Genomic DNA, 12,541 nt, shown 5'->3' with positions numbered 1-12,541 from the left:
CTCCATTATTTATTATATAGTTAGAGTATCCCTCTAACATTGACGCCAACATGACTCAATCACAAACGTGTTTCTCTTCGAGCCAAGTCACGCATGCAATAAAACTATTTAATTCGAGCCTCGTATGAAAGATGATGATATCAAAACTGAAACTAAGCCATTGAGTCTATTGTCACTTTTCTTGTCATTTATGGCATTAATTGTGATATCCGCCCTCCTTTTTGCACCCATTAGTGCAAGCGGTCGTACCATTCTTATCGGCCTAGACTTTATTATCTGTAGTTTATTTATACTGCAATTTACTGTGGATCTGATCCGCTCCACAGATCGTATGCAATATATGAAAACGCACTGGATTGATTTTATCGCCAGTATCCCGCTCATCGAACCGCTGCGTTTCGCCCGACTATTTCATATCTTCCGCGTTATCTTAGTCATCCGCTCTGGTGAGGCGATTCTTAACCAACTCGCACGCAATCGACATGAAACAACACTCGTGTCGATTCTACTGGTACTGTTCGTATTAATTACCGCAGGGGCAGGGATGATGCTTTTGGCGGAAAGCTCGGATCCGCGCGCGAATATCACCCATATTGGCGACGCTGTTTGGTGGGCGTTTGTCACCGTCTCGACCGTTGGCTACGGTGATCATTATCCGGTCACCGCTTTTGGGAAGGTTCTCGCTGCAGGTATCATTATTTGTGGCGTAGGACTATTTGGTATGACATCTGGCCTAATCACCTCTTTGCTTTCTTCTCCGAGTTCCTCAGAAGAGCGTCGCTCAAAACACACCGAAGTCCAATTGCAGAAAATACTCAATCAACAAGAGGTGATTATGCATCGCATCAATCAAATAGAACATAAACTAGAACGTCGAGATAAATAAAAAGAGAGGCCGCTAAGGGCCTCTCTTTCTGATACCAGGGTTATCACTGTTAATGACACACCTTGATGTGTCATGTGTAATTATGGCTGCCAGTAAGGTTCAACTTCCATACTAATCTGTCTGGTTTGCTCCATTGCATGCAAGATCGAGCTTTCTTGGCGACTAAGCCAACGTCCTAGTTGCTCTTTTTCATCGCCTTCTAAGCGCTCAATCAGCGCCTCTAAGAGCTCTAACATCAACAGGTCATCAATGCCTTGCAGTAAGTCTGCCCACGGCAGCCTGAAGCTATTACGCTCTTCTACGTCGAATAGGATGGCAAAGCCTACACCGGAGTATAGATTACGCATTAATCGATATTGCTGTTCGAGGTAATCTTGACGCGTCAGCATTTTTTCTACGGGAAAGGCTTCAACTAATTCAGCCCATGTTCGAGAAAGCTGATTCACAGCAAAAGGCTTAATCGGCTGTTGCATTTTTTCTCGAGCTTTTTCGTCTAAAAAAGGCTGCCAACCGCGCGATAAAATCCAGCGACTAAGATCAAGTAACAGACCGGCATAACGCGCAGAGTGAATCAGTTTCAAGGTTTCTTCTCGATCGGGAAGTTCCGCTTGCGTGTCTTTAAGTTCTGATACTAAGAATTTACGTGCATCAAGCTTTCTTAATACATGCCCTTTATCTTCCAGTAACCCTTCTAAGTGATCATAACGCTTGAGCCATGTTAACTCTTCTTCAAGCCACTTCAGTTCTTGACGTACTATTGCACTCGCGCGGCGTGGGACAATGCCACCATAGACCGTCAGAATTTGGCGAATCAGGCTAATCGAATGGCTAATCTCATGCAGCGCTTCTATCGATTCATGCTCAGTATAGATTTGTTCGTGGTAATGCCAATGCTCTAAAGCATGTTCTAAGGAATTAATGAAGCAGGTTTCAACCGTATCCGATTCAACCGTATCAACCAGCGCCAGAGGTTTCACTTCGTCACCTTCGTAGCCTTGCGCTAAACGATAGCCACGCGCCGCTTTGCTTAAATTACCAAGACGAATGCCACCAGACTCACAAAATGCACGAGCCAGCGTAAATAACGCATCGGTTTGCCCCGATTTAAGCTCAAGTTCTACTTCACAAATAGGATAACTACGCTCACCGGAAGACACGAGCCCCTGATCAAACGCCACTTCGACTTGACTACCGTCAGGCATGCCAATCAGCCACTGCTCACGGGTAAAGTCTGTTGAAAAGATGGCAATGAGTTCTGACTGCAATGTTTCAACATTTTTACCTTGTGGGTAAATGTCGAGCGGATGTAAAGTCAATTCAGGTTCATTAGAAGTGTGTTCGGCGTTAAATTCTGGACGTTGATGCAGCCCCGCTACAACTCGACCTGATGTCTTCACCGTTTGTACAAAGACATCATCAAATCGGCGAATGCGTAGGCCAATATCGTGTTGGCGCAGCCAGTTGTCTGGTGTATCGAAGTAAGTGTTTCCTAACTCACGACAACTGTGCTGAAGTACTTTTGTTTCTGAGATTTTATTTCGTAAAGTTTCTGAAAAATCAGGTGAAACAAAAAACTTCAGTTCTATCTCGGTTTCCATAGTTATACCTTTCAAGGACACTGACAACAGGATATGGTCAATTCCCAAAATCGGCAAGTGACAAATATCACCCAATTCATGATCTAAAACAGTTTAAATCAGACTTTTAATGGGTTAACATGCGCGCCTTTATAGCCATCGCTTAACATTTCACCATGATATGGTGTATGTTTATTTCAGGTTATATTTTTTAGGTTAGACAACCATGCCAGTGAATACAATTATGGGGTTATTTGCAAAGTCCCCTATTAAACCTTTGCAACGCCACGTTGTGTGCGTAACAGAGTGTTGCTCACATCTTGTCAATTTCTTTGAAACCAGTTTTCAAGGTGATTGGGAGAAAGCAGCCGAGATCCGTGCGCAGATTTCTCACTTAGAGAAAGAGGCGGATGTATTAAAGCGTGAGATTCGCTTAAAGCTTCCTCGCGGATTGTTCTTGCCTGTAGATCGTAGCGATATGCTTGAGCTACTGACACAGCAAGACAAACTTGCCAACCTAGCAAAAGACATTGCAGGCCGTGTTTACGGTCGACAACTTGTCATCCCTACCCCGATGCAAGATAACTTCATCGCCTATGTAAAACGTTGTCTCGATGCAGCGAATCAAGCTCAAAAAGTCATTAATGAGTTAGATGAGCTACTAGAAACAGGGTTTAAAGGTCGTGAGGTAACACTTGTAGCCGAAATGATTCATCAGCTCGACATCATCGAAGATGATACCGACGCGATGCAGATTCAACTTCGCCAACAACTCATGGCGATTGAACATGATCACAACCCAATTGATATCATGTTCCTTTATAAGATTCTTGAATGGATCGGTGGCATTGCAGATCAAGCTCAGCGCGTTGGTGCTCGACTTGAACTCATGCTTTCGCGGTCTTAAATCATACGTTAACTAAATAACAAAGAGCGAAATTGATATTAGGCGCTGTATACAATGCTTAAGTGTTGCCCGCGTCTTAAAACTGCTCCGCTTGTTATGAAACAAAACTAGGTATTACAATGGATATTCTTGCAAACTACGGCACTATCCTAATTATTGTTGCGGCTTTATTCGGTTTCCTAATGGCTATCGGTATTGGTGCAAATGATGTTGCCAATGCAATGGGTACTTCTGTTGGCTCTAAAGCTTTAACAGTTAAGCAAGCAATCATCATTGCGATGATCTTCGAATTTGCCGGTGCGTATCTTGCGGGCGGTGAAGTAACAGATACTATCCGTAAAGGTGTTATCGATACTTCACTGTTTGTCCATCAACCTGACGTTTTAGTCTATGGCATGATGTCTGCGCTACTTGCTGCAGGTACATGGCTATTACTTGCGTCATATATGGGTTGGCCGGTATCGACAACACACTCTATTATCGGTGCGATCATTGGTTTCGCCTGTATTTCTGTCGGTACAGAAGCGGTGGACTGGGGCTCAGTAAAAGGTATCGTTGGTAGCTGGGTGGTGACACCTGTTATTTCCGGTTTCTTTGCCTACTTGATTTTTGTTAGTGCACAACGACTGATTTTTGATACAGAAAAACCGCTATTGAACGCTAAGCGTTTCGTTCCGGTTTATATGTTCATTACTACAATGGTCATCGCACTAGTTACGATTAAAAAAGGCCTAAAGCACGTTGGCCTGCACCTTTCAAATGGTGAAGCATGGCTCTGGGCAGCGATCGTTTCGTCTGCTGTAATGGTATCAGGCTACCTGTATATCCAACGTAAGTTTGCTAACCGTGAAGAAGACCATGGCTTTAGCGGCGTGGAAGGTATCTTCAGCGTATTAATGGTTATCACAGCTTGTGCAATGGCATTTGCACACGGCTCTAACGACGTAGCGAATGCCATTGGTCCTCTGTCTGCGGTTGTTTCTACCGTTGAGCATATGGGCGAAATTACCACAAAGAGCTCTATCGCATGGTGGATTCTTCCACTCGGTGGTTTTGGTATCGTTGTGGGTCTTGCGACCATGGGTCATAAGGTAATGGCTACTGTTGGTACTGGTATTACTGAATTAACGCCAAGCCGAGGCTTTGCAGCGCAGTTAGCAACCGCTTGTACTGTTGTTCTAGCATCAGGTACTGGCTTGCCAATCTCAACCACACAAACTTTGGTTGGTGCTGTATTAGGTGTTGGTTTTGCTCGAGGTATCGGTGCCCTTAACCTAGGTGTTGTTCGCAACATCGTCGCATCTTGGATTGTTACGCTACCTGCTGGTGCACTACTTGCTGTTGTGTTCTTTTACGCAATCCAAGCCTCATTTGCTGGTTAACGCACACAAACCATAAAGTCAGGGAGATGTGAACCTCACGTCATATTTGACTCAAATGCAAATAAAGGGAGGCTAAGCCTCCCTTCTTAGTTGCACCACGTACAGAAAATTCATACTATTTGCCCATTCTTAAAAGTTTACAATTTGAGTGTGTCTGCGTAAGACAATGATCGACGCACACTATCATTAATCCCCATTGAAAGACTGAAGGGACTTATCGTGAAAAAACTGATCAGCATGATCTTAGTATCAATGTTTGTAGTACCTGCCGCATTCGCTCAGGAACGCTATATTGCCGACAAACTATTTACTTATATCCACTCTGGACCGAGCAACGAATATCGCATCGTCGGCAGCATCAATGCCGGCGACAAGGTGAAACTACTGTCGACAAATCGCAGCTCAGGCTTTTCTCAGGTGCTAGATGCACGCGGACGTAAAGGCTGGGTTGAAACTAAGTTTGTCACCGCACAAGAAAGCATGGCGGTACGTTTACCTCGTCTTGAAAAAGAACTGACTGAAGTAAAGAGTCAACTTGCAAATGCTCGTGAAACCGCAGATAGCGAACAACAAGGCTTAGCCAGTTCTTTAGATGCGCGTAACAAGCAGATTGCTGAGCTAGAGCAAAACTACTCAGATATTAATCATCAGTTAACCACGTCTCAAACAGAAATTCGTGAGTTAAGAGCTAAGCTCGATACGCAAAAAGAAGACCTACTACTTAAGTACTTCATGTACGGTGGTGGTGTAGCTGGTATCGGACTGTTACTAGGCTTAATTCTGCCGCATATCATTCCACGCCGTCGTAAGAGTCCAAATGGCTGGAAATAGTATTCTAAGAATAAAAAAACCGCCTTTCGGCGGTTTTTTTATTTCTCTATATCTTCATTTAGTCATCATTGAAATTGAATAGTGACTCCATATTGAGACCTTGCTTAATCAAAATATCTCTTAGACGGCGTAGACCTTCCACCTGAATCTGGCGAACTCGCTCACGAGTCAGGCAAATCTCCCTACCCACTTCTTCTAACGTTGATGGCTCATAGCCTAACAATCCAAAACGTCGTGCTAATACTTCTTTTTGTTTCGGATTAAGCTCGTCAAGCCAGTGGATAAGCGACGCTTTAATATCATCATCTTGCGTGGACACTTCAGGATCTGAATGCATAGAGTCTGGAATAATATCTAATAACGCCTTCTCTCCATCACCGCCAATAGGCGTATCTACAGAGCTAATCCGCTCGTTAAGACGAAGCATTTTAGACACATCACTCACTGGCTTATCGAGCTGATGAGCAATTTCTTCCGCCGTGGGTTCATGATCAAGCTTTTGAGACAACTCACGTGCGGTACGCAGATAGATGTTGAGTTCTTTGACAACATGGATTGGCAATCGAATGGTACGTGTTTGGTTCATCAAAGCACGCTCTATCGTTTGTCGAATCCACCACGTCGCATAAGTTGAGAAGCGGAAACCACGTTCTGGGTCGAATTTTTCTACTGCACGAATAAGTCCTAAGTTCCCCTCTTCGATAAGATCTAGTAGTGCAAGCCCACGATTACTATAGCGACGGGAAATTTTAACAACGAGTCGAAGGTTACTTTCAATCATGCGCTTACGAGCCGCTTCATCACCTTTAAGTGCACGTCTCGCATACAGAACTTCTTCTTCTGCGGTTAACAGTGGAGAGAAGCCAATTTCACCTAAGTACAATTGCGTTGCATCAAGGCTTTTGGCTGAGGCGTCAAACTGTTCTTTTTCTTCCTTTTTAGCTTTTTTGTCATTATTAGCGCGAGTGTTGCCCACCACTTCTAATTCGTTTTCAACGTTGAATTCTTCATTTTTGGTTACTGCATTGCTGATACCCATAGCGCCTCCCCCTGGCGAGCTAGCAAAACATGACTACCTAACTATGTCGCTAACCTATCCTGATCATGTCAATTAATATGCAAGTAGCATTGGAACGTTGTTACGGCAAATAGCGTTTTGGGTTCACCGATTTGCCTTGATAGCGGATTTCAAAGTGTAATCTGACACTGTTAGAACCTGAACTGCCCATGGTTGCGATTTTTTGTCCAGATTTAACGCTTTGTCCTTCCGATACCAATAACCGATCGTTATGAGCATAAGCACTGAGGTAACTATCATTATGTTTGACGATAACTAGGTTACCGTACCCTCTAAGTGCGTTGCCCGAATACACCACGGTTCCTCCTGCAGTGGCAACAATTGCTTGTCCTCGTTGACCAGCAATGTCGATACCTTTATTTCCTTGGTCCCCTACAGAAAAGTTCTTTATCACACGACCTTTTGTCGGCCAAACCCAACTTGATACCTTGGCAGTAGCGGCTGGTGCGGTGGTCTTAGGTTTACTCGCTGCCGTTTTTTGCTTTGCCGTATTGGGTTTTGTGTTATTAACATTTTGTTTACCTTTAGAATCACCATACTCTTTTGCTTTGGATTGTTCAACCTTCTTATTGGCTGTTTTTTGGGCACTATTACTTGTTGAACTCGCCGGCTTTTTCGCTGCGGGTTGGGGTTTAGGGGATACAGTAGAGGCCGCTGTGGTCGCCGCTGCGGCTTCACCCGCACCTGAACCAGCATAAGAAGGTGGTGAGTACACACTCCGCCACAAATTAAGGCGATCGCCAGGATGAATCGTATAAGGAGCCTGTAAATTATTTAACCGAATCAGCTCTTTAACATCTTTATTGGTGACGTAGGAGATAAAGTACAAGGTATCCCCTTTTTGTACCTCGTAGAAACTACCTCGGTAACTTCCTCTTGAGACACTTTCGTACTTTCCTCCCAAATCTGAGACAGGCGCACGTGAGTAGCCCGTGCACCCTGCAAGCACACTCGTTAGGGATACAACCCAAACTGCTCGTCTCAACATCGTTCGCATTTACGCAAGCTCACCTGCTATCAAAGGAACAAACCTCACCAATTCAATTACTTCTGTTATAAAACTATCACCTTTACGGGTGATTTTTAATAGTTGCTGCTCATTCTCCCCAACCGGTATCACAAGTCGCCCCCCGTCGGTGAGCTGTAACAACAAAGCATCAGGCACTGACGCTGCCGCCGCGGTTACGATAATGGCATCGAAAGGTCCCTTTGCTTGCCAACCCTGCCAGCCATCACCGTGCTTGGTGGAGACGTTATAAATATCTAAACGCTTTAGACGCCGCTTCGCTTCCCATTGCAGTGCTTTAATTCGCTCAACGGAGCAAACGTGTTCAACCAACTGTGCCAATACTGCGGTCTGATAGCCTGAGCCTGTGCCAATTTCAAGCACTTTAGTCTCTCTCGTTAAGGCCAGTAATTCTGTCATTTTCGCGACAATATATGGTTGGGAGATCGTCTGCCCACTACCGATTGGCAGTGCGTTATTGTCGTATGCTTGATGAATCATCGCCTGGGATACAAACTGTTCGCGTGGCACTTGAAGAATAGCGTGTAATACGCGCTTATCTTCAATACCGTGTCCCTGTAAGAATTCAACTAATCTCGCCGCTTGCGGATTCATTGATTAATCTCTCCCTGCTATCCATTTTTTCATCGCACAAATCGAATCATGAGCGGTTAAGTCAACCTGCAAAGGAGTAACGGATATCTTGCCATGCTCAATGGCGTAAAAATCCGTACCTTCTCCTGCATCTTGCTCCTTACCGGGAGGACCAAGCCAATAGATATCATGTCCTCTTGGATCTTTTTGCTTAATCATACTTTCAGCATGGTGCCTAGCACCAAGCCGAGTCACTTGCATCTCATCCAGTTCAATCATAGACCGGTCAGGAACATTGATATTTAATAGGCGATTCGTTGGAACCGCTTGGGCTAAATGGCGCTCGACAAATTGTTTTGCCACGCGTGCGGCCGCTTCAAAGTTATCTCGCCCCACGAGACTAAACGCCATCGACTGAACGCCAAGAAAGTGCCCTTCCATTGCCGCAGCAACCGTTCCTGAATAAAGTACGTCATCGCCTAGGTTTGCGCCGTGATTAATACCAGATAACACCAAGTCTGGCATCTCATCACACATCAATTCATTCAGCGCAAAATGCACACAGTCCGTAGGCGTACCCTGAACTGAAAAAACATTTGGCTCAATTTCATTGACTCGCAGCGGTTGCTCCAATGTGAGTGAATTTGAAGCGCCAGAACGATTCCGATCAGGGGCGACGATCACAACGTTGGCAATGGCTTGAAGCGCATTCGCCAGCGTGCGTATCCCTTGTGCATGAACGCCATCATCATTGCTGAGAAGTATTTTTGGTTTGCTTACTTTAGTCTTATTCATTTAAATCAGAATTGTCTTTCTACTTCTTCTAACACTGCGATCTCCCGCAGAATTGAGGTTGCAAAGCTGCCAGAGTCTAAGAAGAAACGCAGTTGCAAAGTCTCTTTCTCTACTGTGACGTCTAGCTGCTGAGGAACTAAGCTAATATCACGACGATCATGGCGCATTCTGTTGCCTCTAATCAACAACATTAGATCCGGTTCATTATCAAGGTGACGCTGCTCCAGCGCTAAGGCCTCATCTTGAGTCGGTAAAGCGTTATCGCCAGCTAACGCAGCGGTAATCGCCGTCTTATTCGCCATCAATTCATCATAATTACTTTCGCTCACAACAACGTTCTGGCCTTCAACCGTCACAATATCACCAAGTAATACTCGGTCTAAGCATTGTTGCTCAATACGATCAGAAACAATCTGGTTAAATATCCAAGAGCGTGCCGCAGACAAATACAAGCTTCGCTTGTTTTGATTTCGAGTACGCACATTGTCACGTCCCCAGCGCCTTGCTTCTACGACGTTGTTCCCTTCGTGACCAAAGCGTTGCTGACCAAAGTAGTTAGGCACACCGGAGGTCTTGATAGCTTCCGCTCTTGCCAGTGCTGACTCAAGGTCTGTAACCTCAGTCAGTCGAATCTCAAAGTCATTACCCACTAAGTCACCTGGACGCAATTTTTTGTTGTGCCACGTCGTCTCAATAATTTCAATGCTTGGGTAGGCTGCTAAAAAACCACTAAAATCTGGCACATTTTTCTTCGGAAGATGAATACTCAACCACTGCTCAGTGACGGCATGACGGTCCTTAAGCCCCGCCCAGCCGATGTCTTTAGACTTAACGCCAAACAGCTTAGCAAGTTCATTAGCAACAAAGCTGGTATTTTCACCGCTTTTGCGAATGCGTACCATAAAATGCTCACCTTCTCCGGCAAGCTCATAGCCAAGTACCTCTTTAACAATAAAGTCTTCATTACGTGCTTTAAATTTTGCAGTACTGGTTGGTTTGCCGTATTGAAACGCCAAGCCATCGATAATATTTGTCATTACTAATGCCTACTAGGACAAGGATTTTGTGATTAACACCACAGCTTCTGTGGCAATACCTTCTTTACGTCCTGTAAAGCCAAGTCGTTCCGTCGTTGTTGCTTTTACATTGACGTTTTCAATATCAGTTTCAAGATCGGCTGCGATTACCTGACACATTTGTTCAATATAAGGCGCCATTTTAGGGGCTTGCGCCATGATGGTCACGTCCGCATTAACAAGTTCATACCCCTTAGCGCGAACTTTTGCATACACATCGCGCAATAACGCTCGACTGTCTGCCCCTTTCCATTCTGCATCCGTATCAGGAAAGTGGCGTCCGATATCACCGGCGGCGATGGCGCCGAGTAACGCATCGCAAAGCGCATGTAATGCGACATCACCATCAGAGTGAGCAAGAAGCCCTTGCTCGTAAGGAATAGAGACACCACCGATAATAACAGGCCCATCACCACCAAACTTATGTACATCAAAACCGTGGCCGATTCTCATCTATGCTCTTCCTCTCTTAATAAATAAAACTCTGCTAACGCTAAATCTTCTGGGCGAGTGACTTTTATATTGTCGCTGCGCCCTTCCACCAGTATAGGGCTCTGCCCTAAGCGCTCAATGGCAGAAGCTTCGTCCGTGATCATGGCGCCATTTTTCAGCGCGTCACTCAATGCCGCATGTAAGACCTTCACACTAAATAGCTGCGGCGTGAGCGCATGCCACAATCCATTGCGATCAACCGTGTGATCAATCTCGCTTTCAGTATTGGCTCTTTTCATCGTATCTTTCACAGGGGTAGCGAGGATTCCCCCTACAGTATTTGGCACCACCTGTTGAATGAGTGTAGTAATATCATCCAAAGAGACGCAAGGTCTGGCGGCGTCATGAACTAAGCACCAAGCCTCTGGTTCGCTCGCTTGCACCCAATTCACCGCGGATAATACAGAATCCGCACGCTCCTTACCGCCACTAACACGCAGCACCGCAGGGTGGCTTGCTATGTCAAGTTTAGGGTAATAAGGATCGTTTTCACTAACGGCAACGATCACCTTGCTCACCTGTGGGTGAGCCAATAGCTTAATCACCGTGTGCTCTAAAATCGTTTTACCAAATATTGGGAGGTATTGTTTCGGTTTATCAGCCTGCATTCTGCTGCCTACCCCGGCAGCAGGGACAATAGCAATAATTGGGGGGAGTGTTGCAATCACTGGTTTTCCTCACCTATGATGCGATAGAAGGTTTCTCCATCTTGGATCAACCCCAGCTCATGCCGAGCTCGCTCTTCAATAGCATCAAGCCCTTGGCGAAGATCGTCTATTTCAGCAAACATCTCGTCATTACGAGTCTGCAAATTGCTGTTGACCTGTTGCTGAACTTTGATGTCACTCTCAACTTCATTAAAGTCAATAACGCCATTTTTCCCGAACCACAATACGTATTGTAGCCATGAAAAAACCACGAGCAGTACGAGAGTAAAGATGCGCATAAACTGGAACGTTCCATCGAAAAAATTAACCCTTTATATACCACAGTTTACACTCTGAAATAAGCTAAGACGAAGCTTGTTCACCGCTTCCAGTCAATTTTAATGAATACTGACACAACTAGGTCACCTGCATTGCCATTTCAGCAAGGGCATTCTTTAACGCATTCGACATGAGTATCTGCTGATTAAACTGAATACCAATCAACGAACCTTGCCCCTGCTTCTTAATACTGACTACCTCAAACGCAATACTACTCGGTAAAAAGCGATTTAATGCCGTCTCAACTTTGACTTCAAGACCCTTGCAAAAATCATGTGGTTGTTCCGTATAAATGCCACAGCCCGAGACAGAGAAGTCAATCACTTTGCCATCAAGGCTTGCCTGGCCAAACGAGATACTACATGGTAATTCCAGTTTATAGCGTGAATGCTCACGTATGGGTTTAGAAACCACTCGCTCAGGGATTGATAAGTACAACTGTTTGCAAGCCACGTCTGAAAAAGCCAGCCACTGGGATTTAAACGCAATAACATGGCCAAAGCTGCTGTCCGTTAATCCTCGCACCACCAATTCTTTATCAACCAATTTATCCAGCAAATGGTCGTCAATACCAGTTACATCAAGCAATATAAATCGTTCCATCTTATAACCAATGAGTGTTGAGGGAATACCTCTGACTTGATCACTGTCATTAATAGACAAGCTCAACCTCATTCCAGGCTTCAAATACCGATAATAATCTTGCGGTTTAGTTAACGCCTGCCCCATATATAGCCCCCACCGACAAAAGCAACAATTGAATTACATCGTAATTACCTTGTCTTTGCAAACACTTACCTCTCATCTCAAAAAATACAAATGCTTACAAAATTAATAATTGAAAATGATAATAAATATCATTAGTATTCGATCGCCAGTACGAATAGTGGCATAACAAAATAAATAATTAACTAAAAAAATTGCTTTGATT

General features: G+C 44.6%; 14 protein-coding genes. 4 read left to right on the top strand and 10 right to left on the bottom strand.

The annotated features are described in order from the left end of the window. The first annotated feature begins 124 nt into the window (after positions 1 to 124). Positions 125 to 886, top strand: a complete 762-nt coding sequence (locus L4D74_RS01350) for an ion transporter (RefSeq protein ID WP_428750372.1) — start codon at positions 125 to 127, stop codon at positions 884 to 886. 80 nt (positions 887 to 966) lie between these two features. Here L4D74_RS01350 and L4D74_RS01345 read toward each other — a convergent pair whose 3' ends face one another. Next, complete coding sequence (locus L4D74_RS01345) at positions 967 to 2,484, bottom strand: CYTH and CHAD domain-containing protein (RefSeq protein ID WP_265673642.1); 1,518 nt, start codon at positions 2,482 to 2,484, stop codon at positions 967 to 969. A gap of 205 nt (positions 2,485 to 2,689) precedes the next feature. On the opposite strand from L4D74_RS01345, the gene L4D74_RS01340 reads away from it, so the two are divergent. The 3 genes from L4D74_RS01340 (at position 2,690) to L4D74_RS01330 (ending at position 5,583) form a co-directional block, all read left to right on the top strand. Then, positions 2,690 to 3,370, top strand: a complete 681-nt coding sequence (locus L4D74_RS01340; protein WP_250615784.1) for a TIGR00153 family protein — start codon at positions 2,690 to 2,692, stop codon at positions 3,368 to 3,370. 119 nt (positions 3,371 to 3,489) lie between these two features. Further along, a complete protein-coding gene (locus L4D74_RS01335) occupies positions 3,490 to 4,752 on the top strand; it encodes an inorganic phosphate transporter (protein ID WP_265673641.1) in 1,263 nt (420 codons plus the stop codon). 219 nt (positions 4,753 to 4,971) lie between these two features. Next, positions 4,972 to 5,583 carry a TIGR04211 family SH3 domain-containing protein gene (locus tag L4D74_RS01330; RefSeq protein ID WP_428750371.1) on the top strand — a complete coding sequence of 204 codons (612 nt, stop codon included), beginning with the start codon at positions 4,972 to 4,974 and terminating at the stop codon, positions 5,581 to 5,583. A gap of 58 nt (positions 5,584 to 5,641) precedes the next feature. Here L4D74_RS01330 and rpoS read toward each other — a convergent pair whose 3' ends face one another. From rpoS to L4D74_RS01285, 9 genes are all read right to left on the bottom strand, one after another. Then, positions 5,642 to 6,622: an RNA polymerase sigma factor RpoS gene (rpoS, locus tag L4D74_RS01325; RefSeq protein WP_428750370.1), complete on the bottom strand. Its 981-nt coding sequence runs from the start codon at positions 6,620 to 6,622 to the stop codon at positions 5,642 to 5,644. 100 nt (positions 6,623 to 6,722) lie between these two features. Beyond that, a complete protein-coding gene (gene nlpD, locus L4D74_RS01320; RefSeq protein ID WP_428750369.1) occupies positions 6,723 to 7,658 on the bottom strand; it encodes a murein hydrolase activator NlpD in 936 nt (311 codons plus the stop codon). Further along, positions 7,659 to 8,282, bottom strand: coding sequence for a protein-L-isoaspartate(D-aspartate) O-methyltransferase (locus L4D74_RS01315; RefSeq protein ID WP_428750368.1), 624 nt, complete (start codon positions 8,280 to 8,282; stop codon positions 7,659 to 7,661). Positions 8,283 to 8,285: 3 nt separating this feature from the next. Next, positions 8,286 to 9,056 (bottom strand): 5'/3'-nucleotidase SurE, encoded by a 771-nt coding sequence (gene surE / locus L4D74_RS01310; RefSeq protein ID WP_428750367.1) that lies wholly within the window; start codon positions 9,054 to 9,056, stop codon positions 8,286 to 8,288. Positions 9,057 to 9,061: 5 nt separating this feature from the next. Next, on the bottom strand, positions 9,062 to 10,093 hold the full coding sequence (truD, locus tag L4D74_RS01305) for a tRNA pseudouridine(13) synthase TruD (RefSeq protein WP_428750366.1): 1,032 nt from the start codon (positions 10,091 to 10,093) through the stop codon (positions 9,062 to 9,064). A 12-nt stretch (positions 10,094 to 10,105) separates the two neighbouring features. Next, a complete protein-coding gene (gene ispF / locus L4D74_RS01300) occupies positions 10,106 to 10,585 on the bottom strand; it encodes a 2-C-methyl-D-erythritol 2,4-cyclodiphosphate synthase (RefSeq protein WP_428750365.1) in 480 nt (159 codons plus the stop codon). After that, on the bottom strand, positions 10,582 to 11,292 hold the full coding sequence (gene ispD, locus L4D74_RS01295) for a 2-C-methyl-D-erythritol 4-phosphate cytidylyltransferase (protein ID WP_428750364.1): 711 nt from the start codon (positions 11,290 to 11,292) through the stop codon (positions 10,582 to 10,584). Before ispD ends, ispF begins: the two co-directional genes overlap by 4 nt. Next, positions 11,289 to 11,570, bottom strand: coding sequence for a cell division protein FtsB (gene ftsB / locus L4D74_RS01290; RefSeq protein WP_428750363.1), 282 nt, complete (start codon positions 11,568 to 11,570; stop codon positions 11,289 to 11,291). The genes ispD and ftsB overlap by 4 nt, the downstream gene beginning before the upstream one ends. Before the next feature lie 118 nt (positions 11,571 to 11,688). Continuing rightward, the gene (locus L4D74_RS01285) at positions 11,689 to 12,339 is read right to left on the bottom strand and encodes a PilZ domain-containing protein (RefSeq protein ID WP_428750362.1); all 651 of its coding nucleotides are present in this window, start codon (positions 12,337 to 12,339) and stop codon (positions 11,689 to 11,691) included. Between the last annotated feature and the right edge of the window lie 202 nt (positions 12,340 to 12,541).

Source organism: Vibrio cionasavignyae, from assembly GCF_050337155.1.
In the GTDB taxonomy this organism is placed as follows: Bacteria; Pseudomonadota; Gammaproteobacteria; order Enterobacterales; family Vibrionaceae; genus Vibrio; species Vibrio nomapromontoriensis.
Note: the sequence above shows the minus strand (reverse complement) of the source record. Positions and strands in the feature narration are given on the sequence as shown.